The sequence below is a fragment of the Bradyrhizobium sp. NAS96.2 genome (assembly GCF_001908235.1).
Classification (GTDB): domain Bacteria; phylum Pseudomonadota; class Alphaproteobacteria; order Rhizobiales; family Xanthobacteraceae; genus Bradyrhizobium.
The window spans coordinates 1-21,915 of sequence record NZ_LGHK01000250.1; the positions used below are offsets into that span (position 1 = coordinate 1).

Here is a 21,915-nt window from a genome sequence, read left to right on the forward strand (position 1 = left end):
GCCCAATGACGTGTCCCATCGTCCCCCCGAATCAATCTCAGCCGCCAAAATCCACCATCAGAGCGTGGTTTTTGCACGGCCTGCTTCGCCAGGACGACTGTTGTGAACGTGGCGGCTGCGAGCGCATGAATACCTGTCGTTGCGATGCGGCTGCGCATCACCTACAAATATCGCGCGGATGCGGTCCTTGTTCACGGAGAACCTTGATGTGCCAGCTCTGCGACGTCACACCTCCCGGCCAGACTTCCCGGCGCCACTTCATCGCTGCCGCGGCGTGCACCGCCGCCAGCCTCGCCTTCGCGCCGGCAATCTCCGCCAAGGAGAAAAAGCCGCCGCCGAAGCCGCAGAACGTGCTGCCGCCGGACGCCGCGCTCGACCGGCTGGTGAAGGGCAATCTCCGCTATGTCGAAGGCGTGTCGCGGCGGCACGATTTCAAGCACGAGCGCGAGGCGCTGGCCGGCGGACAGAATCCGTTCGCCGGCATCCTGAGTTGCGCGGACTCGCGCATCGCGCCGGAATACGCTTTCGATACCGGCCGCGGCGATCTGTTCGTCTGCCGCGTCGCCGGCAATTTTGCCAGCGACGAGATGATCGCGAGCCTCGAATATGCGTCGTCGGTGCTCGGCGTGCCGCTGTTCATGGTGCTCGGCCACGACAGCTGCGGGGCGGTCGACGCCGCGATCAAATCGCTGAAGGATAACGCCACCCTGCCCGGCCATCTGCCCTCACTGGTCACTGCGATCGCGCCGGCGGTGGAGGCGACCGAGGGCAAGCCCGGCGACCACCTCGCCAACGCTATCAGGCAAAACGTCATCGACAACGTCGCGAAGCTCAAGACGGCGACGCCGATCCTCAACGCCGCGGTCGATCAGGGCAAGCTCAGGATTGTCGGCGCGGTCTATCGGCTGGCCGACGGCAAGGTCGAGCTGGTCACGGACGGCAAGCGGCCGGCGACTTGAACCTCGACGCGGCCTGCGACCACAGAAGCCAAGAACGACATCGCGTGAGCGACATGGAGAAGGCGGATGTGGCACCGGCGCGGACGGATGGCTGGAGTACTGCTGCTGGTCGCGGCCTCGTTCCCGGCGCGCGCTGGTGTCGAGCCCTGCAACACCGCGCAGAAGCGGATCGAAATGACCGCGTTGCTCCGCCGCGCCACGGAGGACCGGCCGGTCAACATCACTTTCGCAACCCGGGCCGATGGCGTGAAGCTGCCCGCCGCCGTGATCGAGCAATACCCCGAGGAGATCACGATCATCCTGCAGCACGAATTCGATCGGCTCGTGGTCAGGGATGACGGCTTCGAGGTCGGCGTCTGGTTCAATCGCAAATATGCCAGGCTGGCCGTGCCGTTCGACGCGGTCCGAAGCCTGTGGGACGGCAAGGTCCTGATGTGCACGAACGATCAACTGTAGGAAACAGTGACGTCCCGACGCAGAAGGCACGCAAGATCACTCCGCGCACTCCAGTGTCGTCCCTGCCTAGTGCACAATTGCGCACTAGGCAGGGACGACATCTTTGTGTGGGGACGGGCTCGTCAATCCAACTTCACCTCAGGTGAACGTCGCTTCCACCTTGCCGAGCCCGTCGAGCTCCATCACGACCACATCGCCCGGCTTCAGCCACACCGTCTTGACCAGGCTGCCGGTCATGACGATCTGGCCGGCATGCAGGCCACGCCCCTCGGCGGCGAGATGATTGGCAAGCCAGGCGAGCGCGTTGTGGGGATGACCGAGCACGTCGGCGCCGGTGCCGCGCCCCTCCTCCTTGCCGTTGACGATCGCGCGTCCCACGACCTCGCGCAGATCGGGCGCGGTGATGCGCGGAACGGCCTCGCCGAGCACGCAGCCGGCGGCGAAGAAATCGTCGGCGATCAGTGTCGGCGCACCGAGCGTCTCCCATTTGACGTAACGGTCGTCGACGATCTCGATCGCGGGATGGTAGGCCTCGATCGCTTCCGCGACCCATTCGGCGGTGAACGGCGCTTCGCTCGCAGCCAGATTGCGCGCCAGCCTCACCGCGATCTCGCATTCGACGCCGACATGGACGAAATCGGCCGCCGGCAGCTGCACGCCGCTGTCATGCACGACCTTCTCGAACACGCCGCCGCCACAGGGGTGCGGGATGTTGATGTACTCCTGCATCACGGCGCTGGTGCAGCCGATCTTGTAGCCGACGAGGCTGCCGACCTGCGGCTGCAACAAATCGTGCAGCGCGTACTGCACCTGGTAGCCTTCGGCTTCGTCGAGCGGCACGACGTCTTTCGGAAGCGCCTTGAGCGGCGTGCGATTGCGACGCGCGCTGGCAATCGCCTTAGCTGCCGCGAGGACCCGATCCATCTGCGCAGCCTCCCTGATGGTCACGGTGGCGCGGTGGCGCCTCCGTCTGCTCACGGCAATTCAGCACTCGCCGACGCGTCTGGCAAGCACGCCGGACGGGAGAGGCTGTCAGGCCCTGACCAGGCCAAGCCTGATCAGGCTCTCGGCGGTCGCGAGGATCATCTCCTCATTGCCGCGCGGCCGCCAGCCGAGCAGGTTCTGCGCCTTGGCGCTGGTCGAGCGGCGCACCTTGCCGAGCAGCGGCAGGGCGGCGCGGGCCATCGGATTGCGCCGCGCGGCGAGCCGCATCATCCAGTCCGGCGCCTGGAACCGGGGCACGCGCCGCGCCTTGCTGCCGAGCTTCCGGCGCAACAGCCTGGCCACCTGCAGCACCGACATGGTCTCGCCGGCGACCGCGAGGAACCGCTCGCCTTTGGCCTTCGGCGAGGTCATGGCGCGCAGATGCAGGTCGGCGACATCGCGCACGTCGACGAGGCCGAAATGGATCCGAGGCACCGCCGGCATCGCGCCGTCGAGCAGGGCCTTGATGATGCCGATCGACTCGGAGAAGTCGGGGCCGAGCGCCGGGCCGAACACGGCCGTGGGATTGACCACGGCAAGCTCGAGGCCACCTCCTTCGCGCGCGACGAAATCCCAGGCGGCGCGCTCGGCCAGCGTCTTGGATTTCGGATAGGCCTGCACGTCAGGGCCATCGAGATTGGACCAGACCGTCTCGTCGAACGGCTTGGCTTGCGGCGGATGACCGTAGCCGATCGCCGCGAACGACGACGTCACGACGACGCGCTTGACGCCGGCCTCGCGCGCCGCGCGCAACACCCGCAGCGTACCTTCGCGCGCCGGAACGATCAGCTCGTTCTCGTCCTCGGGCACGTTCGCGCCGAGCGGCGATGCGACATGCAGCACGTAATCACAACCCTTGGCCGCCTCGCGCCAGCCGTCGTCGCGCAGCAAATCAGCGGTGACGAACCCGACCTGGTCGGCCGTCAGCGCGCCGCCCTCGCGCAGCATCGCGATCACGTCCTTGCTGCGGTCCGGATTGCGCACCGTGGTCCGTACCGCATGCCCGTCGGCCAGCAGTTGCAGAATGGTATGCACGCCGATGAAACCCGTTCCGCCCGTGACCAAAACCGTGCTCATGTCCTCGCCCTTTCGATGGTTCGGCGGGGTCGAACATCGCACCGCCCACCCTGCACAGGCCGCATCTGGTCACTATCTCTGTTCGAGCAAGTAGAATGAAAATCGAGACCGGTATGGAAAACAATACCACGGATAGTTGTGACGGCGGTGACTGCGACAGCTGCCCCACCGACCCGACCCTGCTGATCGATTCCAAGCAGGCGATCCACGCGCTCAGCGGCAAGTGGAAGCTCGAGATCCTGTTCACGCTGATGCACGGCGGCGTGCGGTTCGGCGCACTGCGCCGTGCGCTCGTCCCGGTCACCCAGCATATGCTGACCGCACAGCTGCGCGAGCTCGAGCGCGACGGGCTGATATCGCGCAAGGTGCTCGCCGAGAAGCCGCTGCAGGTCGCATACGAGCTGACGGATTCGGCCTGGGGCCTGACGCCTGCGTTCCGCGAATTGCTGACGTGGTCAAAGATCCACGGCCGGCGCCGCCGCACCGCGGCAAGCGAGACGACACTCGGAGCCGAACTGGCGTAGATGTTGTCGAACTATCGCCGCATCGACGCTGTGCCCCTCTCCCGCAAGCGGGAGAGGCGGAGCGTGCGCGCTGCACGGCAGATCCCACCACATGATGGCGCGCCCGGCATCGGCGAGTTCGCGGGGAAAGGCGTTGTCGATCCTGACAAAGCCCTGTTCGATGAATTGCGCGATTTGCGCGTCGCTCAGCGCACGCGCGCGTCTCGACTAATCATGATTGTCTCTCAAACTGTCGCCAGCCATCGATGCTCCGCAATGCGCGGAACCTGACCGGCCCATTCGGTTCACCGGAACCCGGCCAAGCGGAGCTTGCCGGGGCGATCGGCGCTTCCTTGTGGAAGCTGTTTCCCGTCGGAAACGGATCAGCCCAGGAAGAAGGCCGATGCGATGTTGAGAGTACGTGTCATCGTGGCGGCGCGAACCTATAACCGGTGCGCGCCGGAATCAATTTGTGGTGGCCAGCCGCCACTATTCGTCGCGATAGACCTTCTCGCGCTTCTCGTGGCGTTCCTGCGCCTCCACCGATAGCGTTGCGATCGGGCGGGCTTCGAGCCGCTTCAGCGAGATCGGGTCACCGGTCTCTTCGCAATAGCCGTAGGTGTTGTCTTCGATGCGCTGGAGCGCCGCGTCGATCTTCGAGATCAGCTTGCGCTGACGGTCGCGGGCACGGAGTTCGATCGCGCGGTCGGTTTCCGAGGAAGCTCGGTCCGCGAGGTCGGGGTGATTGACGTTCTCTTCCTGCAACGTCTGCAGCGTGACCTTCGATTCGCGGAGGATCTCATCCTTCCAGGCCAGCAGCTTGGCGCGGAAATAGTCGCGCTGCCGCTCATTCATGAAAGGCTCTTTTTCAGTCGGCCGGTAGTTCTTCAGCTTTTCCAAAGGCAGCCATGTCCCTGTCAGGCGGAGGGAACAGGACCCCTCCGCGCGGCGCCTTATATAGCCACGTCATGTGACAGACAATATCTGCCACTACGAAAGGCGGGCTGCCCCCAAGGCCTTGCACAGGCAAACTTATCCGCCCTGCCTGGGGGCCGCCCCGCTCCCTCAATAGCCGACCGTGAAACGCTGTCGGATATGGGCCGGGCGCTCGACTTCGTCGGCGAGTGCAACTGCGAAATCCTCGAACGAGATCGAGCTTTTCCCGTCGGCTGCGGTCAGGAGCTGGTCGGTCCCGAGCCGGAACTTGCCGGTCCGCTCGCCCGCCACGAACAGCGCCGAGGGCGACAAAAAGGTCCAGTTCAGCTCCTTTTCCTGGCGCAGCAGGTCAAGGAATTCGGCCCCTTTCGAGGCCTCGGCCTTGTACTGGGGCGGGAAGTTCGGGGTCGTGACCAGGCGGACGCCCGGGGCCACTTCGAGGCTGCCGGCGCCGCCGACCACGAGATAGCGGCCGACCCCGGAGGCCTTGGCCGCCCCGATCAGCTTGAGGGGGTCGCTGACGGTGAAATGGACGGAACTGATCGCGGCATCGTGGCCGGCCCACAGCGCGGCGAGGCCCGCCTGGTCGTTCACGTCCCCCTTCCGGGCGGTGACACCCGGCAGGGTTGCGATCTTCTCCGGGTTGCGGGCGATGGCGGTGACGGCATGGCCGCGGCGTGCCAGTTCCGCGGTCAGGCGCGAGCCGGCCTGGCCGGACGCACCGGCGATGGCGATCTTCATCTCAAGTCTCCGACTGATAGTTTCCAATGGTGACTAGATAGCCAATTGGATGTAAGTGTGAAGAAGGCACTCTCGTCTCACCTGATTACGCCGGAGTAACCCGATGAAAGCCGCCAGCCTGAAGCCGGACGCCTATGCCGCCAATTGCCCGACGCGCCAGATCCTCGACCGGGTCGGCGACAAATGGGCGGTGCTGATCCTGCTGCTGCTGCGCAGCGAGCCGATGCGCTTCAACCAGCTCCGCCGCGCCATCGAAGGCATCTCGCAGAAGATGCTGTCGCAGGTCTTGAAGAGCCTGGAGCGCGACGGGCTGCTGCGCCGCCGTGCGATCGCAACCGTTCCGGTCACCGTTGAGTATTCGATCACGCCGCTCGGCTCGACGCTCGCCGAGGCAGTCGATCCGCTGCGCGACTGGGCCGAGCAGAATCTGAAGGAGGTGCTGGCCGCGCAGCGCCGCTACGACGCGCAGCGCAAGGCGCTGGCGGCCTGAGGCGATGGCGGCTTGAGCAGGCTTACGTGAGAGAGACGCCTAGTATTGCCCGGCCTTGGCGAGCTCGACTTCGACGCGCAGTTCGATCTCGCCGAGCACGGCATCGAGGCCGGGATCGCCGGAGGATTCCTTCAGGCTCGCCGCAGCATCGCGCAGCCGGTTCACGGTTGAGGAATCGAAATTGCCGGACAGCAGGCCGAGCTTGAGCGCGTCGAGCACGTCGAGCGCGCCCTTGCCGCGGGCCACCGAGCGCTTGCGGCGTTCGGTCGGGTCTTCGACGCCCTGCAGCGCGAGCAATGCATCGAGGCTGGCGGCGGCCTTCGGCGCGGCGGCGGAGCGAACCTCCTCCTGCGCGGTCGTTGCATCCGGCAGTGAGAAGCCGCTCGACGAGGTGCGCCGCGTGGAGCTGGTGGACGTGCCAAGCGTGGTGCCGTTCGGTCCGTAGATGCGCATCGCCATGATCCCGCAGGCCTGAATGCCGCGAGCATCGCCGTTTTATGGTTAACGATGCGTAAACGACCCGGCAATTTCTGCCGCCGCACGGCAGTTTCGCGCTCCCTGGCGAACCGGAGCAGAATGGCGATCCGATAATTTCGATAAACAAATCAGCACATTACCTCAACGATACGAAGTGGCACGCAGCTCGCATGGTTAATGGCGGATCGCCGTCATGGGAGTGTCGCGTGATCCGCCAGTGAGTTTGAGGGGAGCATCGGGATGCCCGGCATCCGCATCGTAAGCTTATTCGGGTTGGCCTGCGCCGCGCTGCTGGCGCTGGCGGCTTCCGCCGTGCCCGCGGCCGCGACGTCGCGGATCAAGGATCTCGCCAACATCGAGGGCGTGCGGCAGAATCAGTTGATCGGCTACGGCCTCGTGGTCGGCCTCAACGGCACCGGCGACACGCTCAACAACATCCCCTTCACCAAGCAATCGCTGCAAGCGATGCTCGAGCGCATGGGCGTCAACATCCGCGGCGCCACCATCCGCACCGGCAACGTCGCCGCCGTGATGGTCACCGGCAATCTGCCGCCGTTCGGCACCCAAGGCACGCGCATGGACGTCACCGTCTCGGCACTCGGCGATGCCAAGGATCTGCGCGGCGGCACCCTGCTCGTCACCCCCCTGCTCGGCGCCGACGGCAATGTCTATGCGGTGGCGCAGGGCACGCTGGCGATCTCCGGCTTCAACGCAGAGGGCGAGGCCGCCAAGGTCGTGCGCGGCGTGCCGACGGTCGGCCGCATCGCCAACGGCGCCATCATCGAGCGCGAGATCGAGTTCGCGCTCAACCGCCTGCCCAATGTGCGCCTCGCGCTGCGCAACGCTGATTTCACCACCGCCAAGCGGATCGCAGCCGCGGTCAACGACTATCTCGGCGTCAAGACCGCCGAGCCGCTCGATCCCTCGACAGTGCAGCTCTCGATCCCGCCGGAGTTCAAGGGCAACGTCGTCGCCTTCCTGACCGAGATCGAGCAGTTGCAGGTCGATCCCGACCTTGCGGCGAGGATCGTGATCGACGAGCGCTCCGGCATCATCGTGATGGGCCGCGATGTGCGCGTCGCGACCGTCGCGGTGGCGCAAGGCAACCTCACCGTCACGATCTCGGAGAGCCCGCAGGTCAGCCAGCCCAATCCACTGTCGCGCGGCCGCACCGTGGTGACGCCGCGCAGCAATGTGCAGGTCACCGAGGACGGCAAGAAGTTCGCGGTGGTCAAGGACGGCGTCTCGCTGCAACAGCTCGTCGACGGCCTCAACGGCCTCGGCATCGGACCGCGCGACCTCATCAGCATCCTGCAGGCGATCAAGGCCGCCGGCGCGATCGAAGCCGACATCGAGGTGATGTGATGGCGAGCCTGATCAACAACACCACCGGCGCCATGCCGAACAAGGCGCTGATGCCGATGCTCAACGGCCGCCCCGATCCCGTGCTGCAGGACGCGATGAAGAAGGTCACGCCGCAGCAGATCACCAAGGCGAAGGCGACCGCAACCGATTTCGAATCGATGTTCCTCAACACGATGTTCTCGCAGATGACGACCGGCTTGAAGGGCGACGGTCCCTACGGCGACACGGTCGGCACCGGGCCGTGGCGCTCGATGCTGACCGACGAGTATTCGAAGAATTTCGCCAAGTCCGGCGGCGTCGGCATTTCCAACGAAGTGTTCCGCTCGCTGATCCTGCAGCAGGCGAACAAGAGCTAAGGAGCAGCGCGATGAACCAGCGTCCACAGCACCGGCCAGCCTCCCCCGCCGCGCGGGGTGCGACGTCCACGCCGCCCGACGTCGCGCGTCTTGCCAACGAGCTGACCGAGGTGATGAGCGCGCTGCTCGTCGTCGTCGAGCAGGAGACCGAGTTCGTCCGCGCCGGCAAGATCCGCGAGGGCATGCAGTTCGAGGCGCAGAAGTCGGAGCTGTCGCGGCGCTACATGCTCGCGGTGGAGCATCTGAAGTCGATGCAGAAGATGCTGACGCAGACCGACCCCGAACTGCTGGCGACGCTGCGGCGTCATCACGAGACGTTCCGCGCGATGCTGCAGGTCAACTTGACGGTGCTTGCGACCGCGCATGCCGTCTCCGAAGGCATCGTGCGCGGCGTCAACGCCGAGGTGCAGCGCCGCAACATCCCGAACACCTACACCGCGAACGGACAGCGCGCCACGCCAGGTCCGCGCAACATGACGCCGATCGCCGTCAGCCGCACGCTCTGACGCGCACAAGCCGACAATTTAGCTCAATTCGACGCAGCTCCGGCAGCGCGGCATTCAGCGTGTTCCCTAACACCCTGTTGAGAGGTTCCCCGTAGAGTTGCGGATCGTGAGGGGTTGGGATTTGACTCAAGCAAACTAGTGCCTGTGCACTACGAGGCTGCCATGAGTACAGATTTCAACATCAAGCCGGTGGGGGCACCGGTCGCAGCGCCGATGATCACTCCCGTGAGCGATACGGCGCAGAAGGCGGTGAAGACCGAATTGCCCGCGAGCCAGAGCGTCACCGCTCCGGAGCCGAGCGTGCGCGTCACGATCGACCCCAACGCCGTCAATGCGTCTATTTCAAATCAGGCCCCATCGGTCACCGACCAGGTCATCATCGATCGCGACGCGCGCGCCGTGGTCTACCAGGTGGTCGACAATCGCACCAACCTGGTGGTGAGGCAGTTTCCCGAAGAAGCCGTATTGCGCCGCCGCGCCTATTTCCACGCGCTCGATCTCAGCAAGGACGCGCCGACGCGGGCGCGCGCAACCGACCGCCGCGCCTAGTCGCCAGCGAACGATCCCTCACTTCTGGGTGGCGTAGGCCTTATCTAGATAGGTCGATCCGGTGGCCGGATCGGTGACGACGTTGGCGATCAGCGCCGTCCCCTGCTGCACCAGTGAGAACTTGGTATCGCCGATCCGGAACGCGCCGTCCTTGATCAGGACGTCCTGATATTTGTTGGTGCCGTCGCTCTGATAGTGGACCTTGGCGCGGAAGCCCTCGACGTTCGACACCGAGATGTTGAACGACTTGTTGTTGGCGTACTTGCCGCTCCAGCTGCCCTGATAGAGGTTCGGATCGACCGCCACATAGGGCGTCTTCGACGGCACCGTCAGGCCGGCAGCCTTGTAGTTGGCGGACAGGATGCTCAACACATCGGCCATGCCGAGAGCTCCGTTGTGACCCCGATCAGCCGCGACCCGAGAGGCCGGCGGCGATGTTGCAGTTGATGTCGATCAACGACTTCAGCTTCGCCGGGTCCGGATTCATCTGGATGTCGATGGTCTGCTTCATCACGAACACGCTGATGTTGGCGATATTCTGACGCACCTCGAGCGGCTGCGGATTGTCGTCGCCCTCTGCCGCACTGAGGAAGATCGACCACAACCGGCGATTGAACAGCAATGCATGATCGAGCGCCTTGTCGAGGCCGTTCCAGTTCGCCTGGACTTCCTGCAGCTGCCGCGCGGCCTTCAAGAGCGCCTGCGCTTCGATTTCACGGGGGGACGCCGTCGTCGTTGAGGTACGAGCGTAGGCCTGGGCTGCATTCGACATTAATGACCTCGATGGGATGCGGATTTCTCGAGCCGCGGAGACGCAATTCTAGCGCTCGATATTTATGCATCCGGCGCCTTTAAATATGGTTAGCGGACGTTACGAAATGCGCCGCCGGACAGACACCGTAATATCCCGAGATAAACGAGAAACGGCGGGGTTGCCCCCGCCGTTCCTGAACCAGGTTCTGGCTCGCTTAGCGCAGCAGCTGCAGCACGCTCTGCTGGCTCTGGTTGGCGAGCGCGAGCGCCGAGACCGCGATCGACTGGCGGGTCGACAGCGCCTGGCTGTTGGCCGCTTCCTCGTTGGTATCGGCCAGCGTCAGGTTCGACGAACCGGTCTGCAGCACGTTGATCAGGTTCTTCGAGAAGTCCTGACGGATCTGCACGATCGAGAGGTTCGAACCCAGCGTCGAGGCTTCGCTGCGCAGCGAGGAGCTCGCCGAGCTCAGCGAGGCGATGACGCCGTTCGCCGAGTTGTTGTCGAGGAAGTCGGTGCCCGCCGTCAGCGATTTCAGGCCAAGGCCTGCGGCATCGAACTTGACGCCGGTGATGCTGAGCGTGGACTTGCCGGTCTCGTTGAAGGTCAGCTTCAGGCTGTCGCCGCTCAGCAGGTTGATGCCGTTGAACGACGAATCCTGCGCCGTGGTCGTGATCTGCGAGATGGTGTTGTTGTACTGCTGCACCAGGGCCGCACGCGCCGACTGCGAGGCCGTGTCGGCAACCGGAGCCGTGCCGGCTGCGCTGAACGTCGCGGTGCCGCCGCCGGTGTTGGTGAAGGTCACCGCACCGATCGTCGAGGACGCCGCGTCATTGGTCGTGGTGATGACGAGCTTGTTGGAGCTGTCGAGGCTCGCCGTCAGGTTGCTGGCCGACAGCGCCGTGTTCAGCTGCGCCAGCGACGAGCTGGCCCCGAAGGTGAAGGAGAAGGCGGGCTGACCGGCCGAGGCCGCGATCGCCAGCACGTCGCCGCTCTTGATCGTGGTGCCGTCGACGAGGTTGGCGGACGTGCCGCCGAGCGCCGCGGTCGAAGTGACCTGCGACCTGGTGGTGTAGCCCGTCGGGCTCTGCAGCACCTGGTTGGCAATCGACTTCGCGGTATCGACCAGCTTCTGCAGCGAGGTGATGCCGGTGTTGGCAGCCTGCAGCACCTGCACACCGTTGCCGATGCCGTCGAGCAGGTTGTTGATGTCGCTGGCGCGGTTGTCGAGCGACTGGGCGGTGAAGAAGTTGGTCGGATTGTCGAGCGCCGTATTGACCTTCTTGCCGGTGGCAAGGCGGTTCTGCGTGGTGGAGAGCAGATCGGCGGTGGACTGGAGGGAGAGGAGGTTCTGGCGAACGGAGGAGGAGAGAATGATACCGGACATTTTCATACCTTTCTGGTGTGAAACTGAGGACAAGCCCGCGCCAGTCCTTTCTGACCGCGCGGATGGCGCATCCTGCGTTCGAGCCCGCGAAGGAAATAGAAATCTCCAGAACGGCATTTGATTCAAATGCCGAAGAATAAAATTGTCGCCATTGGGCGAAGTTCGCCGCGAAAACTACTGAGACGATTGCCGATTCCGGCTGCATGCCGGCGCCTACGCCCGCTCGTCATTCACCAAGCGTTAACCATCATGGGAAAGGATCGCTGTCGTATCGGCCCCGGGCCGCGACGGCGGCTGCTAAGCAGTGCCGAGCACAACTTCGTTCCGCTAGCGACGACATCGCGCGACTGCCCGGCAAAGGAGAACGGTCATGGCCCTGAAGGTCGAACTCAAACCGAACGAGCGCATCATCGTCGGCAGTTGCGTGATCACCAACACCGATCAGCGTGCTCGCCTCCTGATCGACGGCGACCGCATCCCGATCCTGCGCGAGAAGGATATCCTGACGCCGGAAACCGCCGACACGCCGGCGAAGCTGATCTATCTCGCCGTACAGCTGATGTACCTGTCGCCGGACCCGATGGCGCACCACCCGACCTATTTCAGCCTGGTGCGCGACATCATCACCGCGATGCCGAGCGCTTGGCCCTTCATCGAAGGCGTCAACAACTTCATCCTCAACGGCGACCTGTATCACGCGTTGAAGGAATCCAAGAAGCTGATCGCGCATGAGGAGAAGCTGCTGGAAACCGCACGCGGTCAGCAGAAGGCCAATCAGGACGATACCCGCAAGAGCGCGTAGAGTTTCTCGTTTTGCCGCGGTTTCTTCACGCGAACCGGCGTCCACTTCGCTTGAAAGCGCTCTAGCCTCCCTCGCCTGAACGAAAAAGGCCTCCGCGAGGAGGCCTTTTTGCTGGCTGGAGATGGGTGGCGGGCAATCAGCTGATCGGCAGATATTTCAGCAGCGTGGTCTGATACAGCATCGACGTGGTCTGATACGACGCCTGCAGACTGGTCTGCAGCGCCAGGATCTTGGTTGCGACCTCGTCCTGATTGACGCCCTCGACCGAGTCCAGCATCGTTTCCGCCATGCTCTTGAGCTGGGTCTGGCGATCGGTGGCTGCCTTGGTCGCCGTCTGTGCGCCGGCGAACTCCGCCTGCACGTCCTGGATCTGCTGCTGGCCGTTCTGCGGCGCGAGGTTCGCGCTGACGCGCTGCGCCAATGCCGTCACCTGCGCGCTCGCATTCGGATTGCTGGCGTTGGTGGTGACCGCCGCATAGACCGCGACGTTCTGCAACAAATAGCGGAACGCCTGCTCGTTGGCGCGCGCGCCATATTGCACGGTGATCGACTGATCGACCTGCGCGACGGCGGTGCCGCGCGCCGATCCCGGGCCGTTCTCGCCGATGTACCAGTACACGGTGTTGGCGGGGGTGCCCGCGACCAGACTGGTCGCCGTGTTGAACGGCGGTCCCCCGACCCTGAGCGGTGCCGGGGTCGCGGTCGTGTTGTTGGCGATGCCGAGCGCGCCGAGTGCCGCCGTGTTGGAGCTCGAGATCGAGAGGCTCGCGCCGTCGGCGCCATGCAGGGTGATCACACCATTGCTGATGGTCGACGGGTTCTTGGTGCCGCTGATCTGGTCGATCTTCGTCATCAGCATCTGCACACTGTCGGTGACATTGACCTGGTTGTCGGTGGCACCCGAGGCAACGAAGGTGATCGGGGTCCCGTTCACCGTGATGGTGTCACCGGCTGCGAAGCTCGTCGACAGCGAGTCGGTGCCGGCTGTCCCCGAAAGCGCCGTGGCACCTGAGATCGGCGCAGGCGGCGTGTTCTGGTTGTTGACGGCAGCGCCCGAGACGGTCGCGACCGGATTGAAGAAGTTGTTCGACGCCGCGACCGCGGAGGCTGCGACCAACGACGTGTCGCTCAAGGTCTTGATGGACGACGTCAGCGTCGACTGCAGGTTGGCCGTCGTCGCCGTGGTGTCGGCGCCGATCAGGAACGAGCCGGCCGGCGGCGGGTTGGTCGTCGTCGCCGTGAGCTCGATCGAATCGGTGGTGCCGTCGGGCAGCGTGAAGTTGAACTTGATCTTGTCGCCATCCTTCGGATTGGCGGCGCCGAGATCGACCGATTCCGACTTCGGCGTGCCGGTCGGCTGCGTCACAGTGGCGCCGGTCAACGACGACTGCACCGACAGCAGCTTCAGGCCGAACGGCGAGCCGTCCTCGGCGATGCTGGTCACCGTGGTGGTCGCCGGCGGCGACGAGACGCTCAGGCGTCCCATCAGGTTGGCGCCCTGGTCGGCCTGCTTGCGCTCGTTGATGAGCTGGGTGAGGCCGGCCTGGGTTGCCGTGCCCTTCAGCATGGTGTCGGCGGACACCGTGGCCGGCGTGTCCATGGCACGGCCGGAGAACAGATAGCGGTCGCCCGACTGGCTGTTCAGCATCGCGACCGCGTTGGAGAACGCGGCCTGCGCCGTGATCTGGCCCGACGTCTGCCCGCTGTTGTTGAGCGTCAGCGTCGCGGTCGTGGCGGCGTTCTTCACCTGGGTCCCGACGTCGGACAGCCCTTGCAAGGTGAGGTTGGCGACACCCAGGCGCGTGTTGAGGTTGGTGGCCGTGTCCGAGAACGCGTTGATGCCGCTGATCTGGGCACGCAGGCTGAGCGCAAAGCCGCGATCGAGCCCCTGCCCCGCATAGGTCGTCGACACCTTGCCCGTCGCAAGCTGCGTCGTCAGGTCATTGAGCTGACTGCGCAGGTTGAGGATCGTGGTGCCGATATAGGAAGTTCTGCCGCTTACGCCGTCGATCGACATGTTACCCTCACGTGAGCTGCAGCAGCGCGTCGTACATCTGCTTGATCGACGACATCACGCGCGCATTGGCCGAATAGGCGTTCTGGAGTGAGAGCAGATGCGCCATCTCCTCGTCCATGTTGACGCCGGAGGTCGAGTCCATCTTGGTCTGCAGCGTATTCAGCACGACGTCCTGACCATCGGCCAATTGCTTGGCCGCGGTTGCCGATTCACCCTGCTGGCTGATGAACTGCTTGGCAAAGTTCAACAGCGTGCCGGTGAACGGCGCGCCTGTGGTGCCGAGGCCAGTCTGCGGCGAATAGCTGAACGAGGTGTTCGACAGCTGGTTCAGGACGAGATTGGCGCGCGTGGTGTCGCCCGCCGGTGTCTGCGGATTGGTCGAATACACCACCATGCGCGAGGGATCGCCGACCAGCGCGGTGTTGACGCTGATGCGCGCGGCAAGGCCTGTCGATTGCGAGCCGTTCGCGGTGATCGCGCCGGTGTAGAGCCCGCCATTGTCGGTGAACAGCGGCAGTTGCGGATCGCCTGAGGTCAGCGACGAGACGGTCGTCGTGACCGACGCCGCGGTCACGTCGGCCTTGTTGGCGGCGCCATCGTCGAGCACGCGCAGCGTCGATCCGGACGGATTGGAGAACTGCAGGCCCGTTCCGCCGAGCGCGCCGTTGAGCTGCGACAGCACCGAGCTCATGCCGCCGGAGAAATCTACCCCCAGCACCTCGTCGTTCGGATCGACGGTTGCGGTATTGCTCAGCGGCAGCACGCTCGGATCGTCGACGCGGATGATCGACAGGTTGTGCGTGAGGCCGGTGGTGTTGTCCTTGTAGGAGACGTGGATGGTGTTGCCGCTCTGCAGCCCCGAGAGATCGAGGTCGAAGCCGGACTGTGCCCCTGCCGTCGCCGCCGTGCCCGCCGTCGTCTTGTCCGACACTGCGCTCGACATCGCGGCGGCGAACTGGTCGATCTGCGCCTGGGCCTGCACCAGCGTCTTGTCGCGCAGCTCGAGATAGGCGGCGATCTTGCCGGAGCGGATCGAGTTGGTCGACACCATGTCGTAGGTGCCGCCGTGCGGGAACGTGATGGTGATGGTACCGACGGTGCTCTTGGTCGGGTCGGAGTTGTACTGCGTGTTGGGCGTCATCGTGCCCTGGGCGTTGAAGCTGAGCGTCGCAGCCTCGGTGCCGACCAGCTGCACGCCGGAATTGGTAAACACCGTCACCTGGTTCTGGCTGTTGGTGACGGTGCGGATGTCCATCAGCTGCGAAAGCTGCGTGACGTAGCGGTCGCGCTGGTCGAGCAATGCCGCGGTCGACGCATCGGTCGTGCCGGCATTGGCCGCGAGCTGGACATTGAGGCGCGCGATCTGCTGCATCGCATTGTTGGCGGTGTTGACGGAATCGCTGATGCCGGCCTCGGCGTTGGCACGCAGCGTCTGGATTCCCTGCGAAGTCGCGTTGAGCTGCTGCGCCATGGATTGCGCGGCGTTGACGACGCCAATGCGGGCCGACTGCGAGTCCGGGCTGGTCGACAGTCCCTGCAGCGCGGTCAGGAACTTGTTGTAGGCGTCCTCGATCGTGCCGGTGGAGTCGGGATTGCCGTAGACGCCCTGCAGATTGGCAAGGAAGCTCGAGCGAACGTCGGCATACGACGCGCCCGACGTCTCGGTGCGAAGCTGGGTCTGCAGGAATTCGTCGAGCTGTCGGTTGACGCCGGTGATCAGAACGCTCGACCCGAACTGGCCGGTGGTGCCGGTATCCTGGTTCAGCGTCTTCCTGACGTAGCCGGGCGTCTCCGCGTTGGCGACGTTCGACGACACGAGCGAGAGCGAGGCCTGCGTGGCGCGCAGGCCCGACATCGCGGTGGAGAGGGCTTGGCTCAAACCCATGCTGTGTACTCGCCCTTACTGCTTCACACGTGCATCGTCGATGCGATCAGCGCACCACGTTCAGAAGATCCTGCACCATCGAGTTGGTCGTCGTGATCACCTTGGTGTTGGCCGAATAGGCCTGCTGGGTCACGATCAGCTTGGTGAACTCGTCGGCGATATCGGTGTTCGAGCTCTCGAGCGACGAACCGACGATGGTGCCGGCCTTGCCGAACAACGCCGCGCCGGACTCGTCGGTCGCCTCGAACGCGCCGCCGTCGATGCGCTTGAGGAAATTGGTGCCGTTGAAGGTCGCCACCGAGATTTCCGCGAGATCGATGTTGCGGCCGTTGGTGTAGTTGCCGACGATGCGGCCGTTGGTCGAGACGCTGACCGACTGCAGCTGACCGGCTGGAAAGCCGTCCTGCTGGATCTGGTTGACCTGGACGTTGCCGTTGGCGTCCGCGAACTGGGTCACGCCGCCGGAGCCGAAATTGATCACGGGGCTGCCGAGCGACACGCCGTTGACGACGGCATTGTTGAGCGTCACCGACGAGATCGCCGGCGACATCTGGCCGTTCGATGCGAAGGTGAAGTTGACGTTGGCGTTCTGCCAGGAGACCTGCGTGCCGGTTGCGTTCGGATTGACCTGATAGAACAGGTTCCAGGTGTCGGTATGTCCGGCGCCCAGCGAGGAGCTGTCGGACTTGGCCCAGCGGAATTGCAGGTTCACCGGCGCACCCGACACGTCATAGGCCGTGACGGCGCCGCCCGAGACGGATTCGTTCAGGAAGGTCGAGTTGTCATTGCCGACGACCTGACCGGTGCCGACCGTGCCGCCGCCGCCGCGGGTCGCAACCGCCGAGCCGGTGAAGCCGAGCGCCGCAAGCGCCGTCGAGTTCGAGCTCGTCACGTTGAGGTCCGACGCGGTGCCGGAATGCAGGGTGATCTTGCCGCCGCTGATCGTCGATGGCGTTGCAGTACCCGTGATCGCGTCGATCTTGGCGAGCAGCGTTCCGATACTGTCGGTGACGTTGAGCTGGTTGCCGGTCGCGCCCGAAGCCACGAAGGTGATGACGGTGCCGTTCACCGTGATCGTATCGGCGGGCACGACGGGCGGACCTGCCGAGCCGGCGCTGAAGCTGGCATTGATCGAGTCGCTGCCGGCCGCGCCCGAGAGCAAGGTCGCGGCGGTATTGGCGACCGATGGCGTCGCCTTGTTGTTCTGCGCGGTGCCGGTCACCGAAGAGTCGGTATACGGCGCGGCCGGCGTGCCCAGTACCAGCGGGTTATGTCCGGCGCTGAACGCACCCGGCCGGATCAGCTCGGAGCCCGGAACCGAGGTGTCGTGCGCGGTGGTCAGGGGGTAGGACGCAAGGTTGGCGCGATAGTCGATCTTGGTGGTCTGCTGCGCCGGCAGGAAGTCGTTCTTGAAGCGCAGCGTTTGCGGCGAGGAGCCAGAGGGGTTGCCGGTGGTCGGGTCAATCGGGACGCCCTCGAGATAATAGCCGGCGCCGTTGACGAGATAACCGTCCTTGTTGAGCTGGAAATCGCCGCGGCGGGTATAGCGGTCGACGCCGTCGAACACCGGCGAGCCGTCGGTGAAGCTGCCGGGCTTTTGCACCGCAAAGAAGCCGTTGCCGTTGATCGCCATGAAGGTCGCGACCGACGCCGACTGGACGTCGCCCTGCACCGAGTTGGTCGAGCGCGACTGCGCGGTGACGCTGCCGGCGAGCTGCGCGGTCAGCGCGGTCTGCGGGACGAGGTCGAGGAACGAGGTATCGATGCGCTTGAAGGCCGTGGTCTGCGAGTTGGCGATGTTGCCGGAGATGTTCTCAAGCGCGTACGACCCTGCGCGCAAGCCACCGACCGCCGTCGTAAGTGCGCCGAAGATACCCATGACATGTTCTCCAATTCGATTCCCGGCGGCTGGCAATCAGCAGGTGGCCGCATCGGCGGAGCATGTCGCAAAGGTCGTGCCAGGAAACGAATCGTAACAAAATCAGGAGCTTGAAAAAAAAAGCCCCGGCCGTTTAACCGGGGCACAATTGCCGGGCCGGCAACAATTGCCGGGAGGGAGCGCAGTTCTGAGCGCGCTCCCTCTTTTGTTTTGACGCGCTTTCTTGACGCGAACCGGTACCCACTTCGCTTGAAAACGCTATTAGGTCGCCGACGGCGCGGCCGGGTGAAACACCAGCGCAAAGCCGTCCATGCAGTAGCGCAGCCCGGTCGGCTTCGGGCCGTCGTCGAAGACATGGCCGAGATGGCCGCCGCAGCGGCGGCAATGCACCTCGGTGCGCAGCATGCCGAAGGTGCGGTCCGACGTAGTGCCGACCGCGTTGTCCAGCGGCTTCCAGAAGCTCGGCCAGCCGGTGCCGCTCTCATACTTGGTCTCGGACGAGAACAGCGGCAGGTCGCAGCCGGCACAGGCGAAGGTGCCCTTGCGGTGCTCCTTGAGCAGCGGGCTCGATCCCGGCCGCTCGGTGCCCTGGTTGCGCAGGATCTCGTATTGCTGCGGCGTCAGCTGCGCCTTCCATTCGGCGTCGGTCTTCTCGATCTCGAATTTCTCGGCGGCCTGCGCCGGCGAGGCGCGCAGCCAGCGGAAGGCAGCGAAGCTCAGCAGGCTGGCGACGGAAGCAAGCAGGATGCGGCGATCGATCATCAATCATCTCCGATGCGGGGGCCAAAGCAGGCCGAACAGGCTCGCCAACAGATACGAACCCCGCCGCCGGACGTTACATCCGCCCGTCGGAGATCCGCTCACTTTCTTGCGAGGCGTGAGGATACCGTTCCTCGCCATCCTCGCTCTGCCGGGGTGGCGCGGGCGGCGGCACCGGCCGCACCATGGCCCCCGGCGGACGGCGGGGCGCCGGTCCCCGGGTTCCCGCCTTGAGATTGGCCTCGGCAAGCCGTGCCTCGCGGGCCTGCTCCCGCGCACGTGCTCCCTCGCGGTAGCGCGCCAGCACGCCCGCCGCCGACGCAGCGCCCCGCGCCCACAGGCCGACGAAATGACCGGCGACGCGTCCGGTGGTGCCGCCGGCCCAGACCAGCTCGAACGGCGAAAACAGCCGCCAGCGATCATCGCCCCACAGGATGCTGCGCGCGATCAACTGGCCCGCGAGCGCCGAGGTGTTGAGCCCCTGCCGGCCGAAGCCGCTCGCCACCCACAGGCCCCTGCGCAACTGGCCGATCTGCGGCATGCCATGCACGGTGACGCCGACCGCGCCACCGAACGTGTCTGCGATCGCAGGCTTGCCGAGTTGAGGAAACACCGTCGCGATGCGGCGCTGCACCGCCGCACCGAACCGCCTCGGCCGCGCATCCCAGGTGGTTTCGGGACTGGCCCACAACAGGCGATCGCCATCGACGATTCGGAAATGATCGATGCCGTCGCTGTCGACGACCGAGCCGGAAAAGGCGATCGCCTCGGCCAGCCGGTCTCCGAGCGGCTCGGTCAACGCCGCGTAACGCCACACCGGCAGCAGAGTATCGGACAGGCGCTTCAGCGGCGCACCGAGATGAATATTGCCGGCGAGGACGATATGGTTGGCACGCAAGCGCGCCGACGGCGTCACGATGCGCTTGCGGATGCCGGAAAAATCGATGCTGACGACCGGCGTCTCCTCGAAGATCCGCACGCCCGCCCGCACAGCCAGCGCGGCGAGACCGTGGACATATTTGCGACCGTCGATCTGGAATGCCTTCGGATAGTAGATGCCGTGGAAATAGCGGCCAGTCCTGAGCACGCTGCGCACGCGATCGACCTGCCAGCCTTCGACTTCGGTCGCAAATTCCTCGCCCAGCGTCTGCAGGCGGCTGATCAGCGCTTCGCCGACATCGACATTGGAGACTTCCAGCGCGCCGTCGCTCGGGCTGATGCCCGGGATCAAATTCTCGGTGGCGGTGGCGCGAACATATTCGGCGCCCTCCTTCGACAGCGCCCACAATTCGCGGGCATCATCGAGGCCGACGCGCTCGATCACATCTGCGATCGGCAGGCCGAAGCCCGGCATCACGGTGCCGAGATGATGTCCGGACGCGTTCCAGCCGACCTGGCGCCCTTCGAGCACGGCGACGCTGGCCCCGAGCCGCGCCGCCTCGCGGGCCACGGTCAGGCCGGCCAGCCCCGCCCCGACGACGCAAATGTCGACGTCGAGGTCGAACGCCAGGCGGTCACGGAACGGCGAGGACGCCGCGTCGGGGCCGTCTGCCGCACTTGTGGAAGTCTCGCTCATGTCGTTTCTTACGAACCGCTGCGGCGCTTGTCACCTTGTCCAGGGCATGAGCCTGTAGAATTAATTCGACCAGACCGAATCGAAATGGAAGTTCATGCGCCGTTTGCTGCTGCTGCGTCACGCCAAGACCGAACACGACGCGCCCTCGGGGCACGACCAGGATCGCCGTCTCGACGAGCGCGGCCACCGCGATGCGGCGGAGATCGGCGGCTGGATCGCTCGCCACCCGCCTTTGCCCAATCTGGCGCTGGTGTCGCCGGCGGTCCGCACCACGCAGACCTGGGAGATCGTGCGCGAGGCGCTGAAGGGCGGCCGACCTGCGCCGAAAGTCGACTTCATGCCGGAACTCTACGGCGCCGATCCGGCGCAACTGCTCACCGCGATCCGGATGGCCTCGGTGACCGATCCGAAGCGGCTGATGCTGATCGGCCATAATCCCGGCATGCACGAGCTGGCGCTGACGCTGACCGGCAGCGGCGACGGGGCGGCGAAGCGCGCGCTCGCCGACAACCTGCCGACCTCGGGACTCGCCGTCTTCGACTTCGCGATCGACGACTGGAACGAGGTCTCCTTCCGGCGCGGCAAGCTCGTCCTGTTCGTCAGCCCTAAACTGTTGAAGCAGGCCTCGCGCGGCTGACGCAAGCGGACACCGCCGTTCCGCCATGCTATATTGACGATCGCGCGACAGGGGGACCGGTTCGCGTCGACCACGAGCTACCGAAGAAAAAGAAGGCGCGCGTCCCGGCACAGGGACCAAACGGCTCCAGACCAATCGCGGACAGGAGGCGCTGATGTACAAGTCCATTCTCGTGCCGATCGACCTCGCCGATACCGATCTGGCGAAGCCTGCGATCGCAACCGCAGCGACGCTGTCGCAAACCTGGAACGGGGCGGTGCGGCTGCTCAACGTGCTGCCGATGACGCCGGTGATGCTCGCCGAATACGTTCCGGCGGATTTCGACAGCCAGCAGCGTGAAACGTCGGAAGAAGCGCTTGCGATCGTGGCGCGCGAGTCCGGCATCGCACCCGGGCGCATCTCGGGCGTGGTCCGCCAGGGCGGCATCTATCACGAGATCCTCGAGGAAGCCGCGACGATGAAGGCCGACCTGATCGTGATGACCTCGCACCGCCCGGCGATGCGCACCTACTTCCTCGGCTCGAATGCCGGGCACGTGGTGCGCTACGCCAAATGCTCGGTGCTGGTGGTGCGGCACTGAAGCGCGCTTCGCTCGCGCTTCAGATTACTGGTCGAGCATGGTCCCTTCGGAAAACCGCTACACACTTTTCCGGACCATGCTGTGTCCAGCCGCACCTCGCAACGACCGCGGCAGGTGCGCGCTGCCGAAATATCGAAAACAACCCCATGCAAAGGAGCCGGCGGGCTGCCGGCGTTCGACACGGCAACTGTCCGTAGCGGGTGAAGATGTCGTGTTTTTGTAGCTCGTGATCTGTCGCCTTCG

General features: G+C 65.0%; 24 protein-coding genes and 1 pseudogene. 11 read left to right on the top strand and 14 right to left on the bottom strand.

Annotated elements, in window-relative coordinates; genetic code table 11:
• Nucleotides 1-206: 206 nt before the first annotated feature.
• On the top strand, nucleotides 207-959 hold the full coding sequence (locus AC628_RS37550) for a carbonic anhydrase (protein WP_083633274.1): 753 nt from the start codon (nucleotides 207-209) through the stop codon (nucleotides 957-959).
• An 87-nt stretch (nucleotides 960-1,046) separates the two neighbouring features.
• On the top strand, nucleotides 1,047-1,415 hold the full coding sequence (locus AC628_RS37555; RefSeq protein ID WP_168193526.1) for a ClpXP protease specificity-enhancing factor SspB: 369 nt from the start codon (nucleotides 1,047-1,049) through the stop codon (nucleotides 1,413-1,415).
• Nucleotides 1,416-1,553: 138 nt separating this feature from the next.
• On the opposite strand, the gene AC628_RS37560 is transcribed toward AC628_RS37555, so the two are convergent.
• Nucleotides 1,554-2,339, bottom strand: coding sequence for a 2-keto-4-pentenoate hydratase (locus AC628_RS37560; RefSeq protein WP_074131705.1), 786 nt, complete (start codon nucleotides 2,337-2,339; stop codon nucleotides 1,554-1,556).
• A 108-nt stretch (nucleotides 2,340-2,447) separates the two neighbouring features.
• The gene (locus tag AC628_RS37565; RefSeq protein ID WP_074131692.1) at nucleotides 2,448-3,476 is read right to left on the bottom strand and encodes an SDR family oxidoreductase; all 1,029 of its coding nucleotides are present in this window, start codon (nucleotides 3,474-3,476) and stop codon (nucleotides 2,448-2,450) included.
• A gap of 95 nt (nucleotides 3,477-3,571) precedes the next feature.
• Here AC628_RS37565 and AC628_RS37570 point away from each other — a divergent pair, with 95 nt between their 5' ends.
• Nucleotides 3,572-4,000, top strand: a complete 429-nt coding sequence (locus AC628_RS37570; RefSeq protein WP_143202024.1) for a winged helix-turn-helix transcriptional regulator — start codon at nucleotides 3,572-3,574, stop codon at nucleotides 3,998-4,000.
• Between the two features lie 57 nt (nucleotides 4,001-4,057).
• Here AC628_RS37570 and AC628_RS45675 read toward each other — a convergent pair.
• The 3 genes and pseudogenes from AC628_RS45675 to AC628_RS37580 all read right to left on the bottom strand — a co-directional run.
• A pseudogene (locus AC628_RS45675) lies at nucleotides 4,058-4,189 on the bottom strand (phytanoyl-CoA dioxygenase); the annotation flags it as partial.
• Nucleotides 4,190-4,468: 279 nt separating this feature from the next.
• The gene (gene dksA, locus AC628_RS37575) at nucleotides 4,469-4,834 is read right to left on the bottom strand and encodes an RNA polymerase-binding protein DksA (RefSeq protein WP_021077973.1); all 366 of its coding nucleotides are present in this window, start codon (nucleotides 4,832-4,834) and stop codon (nucleotides 4,469-4,471) included.
• Between the two features lie 210 nt (nucleotides 4,835-5,044).
• The gene (locus AC628_RS37580; RefSeq protein ID WP_074131693.1) at nucleotides 5,045-5,656 is read right to left on the bottom strand and encodes an NAD(P)-dependent oxidoreductase; all 612 of its coding nucleotides are present in this window, start codon (nucleotides 5,654-5,656) and stop codon (nucleotides 5,045-5,047) included.
• Nucleotides 5,657-5,759: 103 nt separating this feature from the next.
• Between AC628_RS37580 and AC628_RS37585 the strand changes: the two genes are divergently transcribed.
• Nucleotides 5,760-6,146, top strand: coding sequence for a winged helix-turn-helix transcriptional regulator (locus AC628_RS37585; protein WP_074131694.1), 387 nt, complete (start codon nucleotides 5,760-5,762; stop codon nucleotides 6,144-6,146).
• A gap of 39 nt (nucleotides 6,147-6,185) precedes the next feature.
• On the opposite strand, the gene AC628_RS37590 is transcribed toward AC628_RS37585, so the two are convergent.
• Complete coding sequence (locus tag AC628_RS37590; RefSeq protein WP_074131707.1) at nucleotides 6,186-6,599, bottom strand: flagellar assembly protein FliX; 414 nt, start codon at nucleotides 6,597-6,599, stop codon at nucleotides 6,186-6,188.
• A 264-nt stretch (nucleotides 6,600-6,863) separates the two neighbouring features.
• On the opposite strand from AC628_RS37590, the gene AC628_RS37595 reads away from it, so the two are divergent.
• From AC628_RS37595 to AC628_RS37610, 4 genes are all read left to right on the top strand, one after another.
• Nucleotides 6,864-7,988: a flagellar basal body P-ring protein FlgI gene (locus AC628_RS37595; protein WP_074131695.1), complete on the top strand. Its 1,125-nt coding sequence runs from the start codon at nucleotides 6,864-6,866 to the stop codon at nucleotides 7,986-7,988.
• On the top strand, nucleotides 7,988-8,344 hold the full coding sequence (flgJ, locus tag AC628_RS37600; protein WP_143202025.1) for a flagellar assembly peptidoglycan hydrolase FlgJ: 357 nt from the start codon (nucleotides 7,988-7,990) through the stop codon (nucleotides 8,342-8,344). Before AC628_RS37595 ends, flgJ begins: the two co-directional genes overlap by 1 nt.
• 11 nt (nucleotides 8,345-8,355) lie before the next feature.
• The gene (locus tag AC628_RS37605) at nucleotides 8,356-8,850 is read left to right on the top strand and encodes a hypothetical protein (RefSeq protein WP_074131696.1); all 495 of its coding nucleotides are present in this window, start codon (nucleotides 8,356-8,358) and stop codon (nucleotides 8,848-8,850) included.
• A 162-nt stretch (nucleotides 8,851-9,012) separates the two neighbouring features.
• Nucleotides 9,013-9,399 carry a hypothetical protein gene (locus tag AC628_RS37610; RefSeq protein WP_074131709.1) on the top strand — a complete coding sequence of 129 codons (387 nt, stop codon included), beginning with the start codon at nucleotides 9,013-9,015 and terminating at the stop codon, nucleotides 9,397-9,399.
• Between the two features lie 18 nt (nucleotides 9,400-9,417).
• Here AC628_RS37610 and AC628_RS37615 read toward each other — a convergent pair whose 3' ends face one another.
• The 3 genes from AC628_RS37615 to AC628_RS37625 all read right to left on the bottom strand — a co-directional run bounded on the left by AC628_RS37615 (nucleotide 9,418) and on the right by AC628_RS37625 (nucleotide 11,537).
• Complete coding sequence (locus AC628_RS37615; protein WP_050424141.1) at nucleotides 9,418-9,780, bottom strand: hypothetical protein; 363 nt, start codon at nucleotides 9,778-9,780, stop codon at nucleotides 9,418-9,420.
• 25 nt (nucleotides 9,781-9,805) lie between these two features.
• Nucleotides 9,806-10,171, bottom strand: coding sequence for a flagellar biosynthesis regulator FlaF (gene flaF / locus AC628_RS37620; RefSeq protein WP_029085370.1), 366 nt, complete (start codon nucleotides 10,169-10,171; stop codon nucleotides 9,806-9,808).
• A 196-nt stretch (nucleotides 10,172-10,367) separates the two neighbouring features.
• The gene (locus AC628_RS37625) at nucleotides 10,368-11,537 is read right to left on the bottom strand and encodes a flagellin N-terminal helical domain-containing protein (RefSeq protein ID WP_074131710.1); all 1,170 of its coding nucleotides are present in this window, start codon (nucleotides 11,535-11,537) and stop codon (nucleotides 10,368-10,370) included.
• Between the two features lie 370 nt (nucleotides 11,538-11,907).
• Here AC628_RS37625 and flbT point away from each other — a divergent pair, with 370 nt between their 5' ends.
• A complete protein-coding gene (gene flbT, locus AC628_RS37630; protein WP_074131697.1) occupies nucleotides 11,908-12,339 on the top strand; it encodes a flagellar biosynthesis repressor FlbT in 432 nt (143 codons plus the stop codon).
• A 136-nt stretch (nucleotides 12,340-12,475) separates the two neighbouring features.
• On the opposite strand, the gene AC628_RS37635 is transcribed toward flbT, so the two are convergent.
• From AC628_RS37635 to AC628_RS37655, 5 genes are all read right to left on the bottom strand, one after another.
• Nucleotides 12,476-14,356: a flagellar protein gene (locus AC628_RS37635; RefSeq protein WP_074131698.1), complete on the bottom strand. Its 1,881-nt coding sequence runs from the start codon at nucleotides 14,354-14,356 to the stop codon at nucleotides 12,476-12,478.
• 7 nt (nucleotides 14,357-14,363) lie between these two features.
• Nucleotides 14,364-16,241 (bottom strand): flagellar hook-associated protein FlgK, encoded by a 1,878-nt coding sequence (flgK, locus tag AC628_RS37640; protein WP_074131699.1) that lies wholly within the window; start codon nucleotides 16,239-16,241, stop codon nucleotides 14,364-14,366.
• A 46-nt stretch (nucleotides 16,242-16,287) separates the two neighbouring features.
• Nucleotides 16,288-18,120 carry a flagellar hook-basal body complex protein gene (locus tag AC628_RS37645; RefSeq protein WP_074131700.1) on the bottom strand — a complete coding sequence of 611 codons (1,833 nt, stop codon included), beginning with the start codon at nucleotides 18,118-18,120 and terminating at the stop codon, nucleotides 16,288-16,290.
• Between the two features lie 261 nt (nucleotides 18,121-18,381).
• A complete protein-coding gene (msrB, locus tag AC628_RS37650) occupies nucleotides 18,382-18,882 on the bottom strand; it encodes a peptide-methionine (R)-S-oxide reductase MsrB (protein WP_074131701.1) in 501 nt (166 codons plus the stop codon).
• 73 nt (nucleotides 18,883-18,955) lie between these two features.
• Nucleotides 18,956-20,455, bottom strand: coding sequence for an NAD(P)/FAD-dependent oxidoreductase (locus tag AC628_RS37655; RefSeq protein ID WP_074131702.1), 1,500 nt, complete (start codon nucleotides 20,453-20,455; stop codon nucleotides 18,956-18,958).
• A 94-nt stretch (nucleotides 20,456-20,549) separates the two neighbouring features.
• Here AC628_RS37655 and AC628_RS37660 point away from each other — a divergent pair, with 94 nt between their 5' ends.
• Together AC628_RS37660 and AC628_RS37665 are read left to right on the top strand one after the other, a co-directional pair.
• Complete coding sequence (locus AC628_RS37660) at nucleotides 20,550-21,092, top strand: SixA phosphatase family protein (RefSeq protein WP_074131703.1); 543 nt, start codon at nucleotides 20,550-20,552, stop codon at nucleotides 21,090-21,092.
• Between the two features lie 154 nt (nucleotides 21,093-21,246).
• Nucleotides 21,247-21,672: a universal stress protein gene (locus AC628_RS37665; RefSeq protein ID WP_021077991.1), complete on the top strand. Its 426-nt coding sequence runs from the start codon at nucleotides 21,247-21,249 to the stop codon at nucleotides 21,670-21,672.
• The last annotated feature ends 243 nt before the right edge of the window (nucleotides 21,673-21,915 follow it).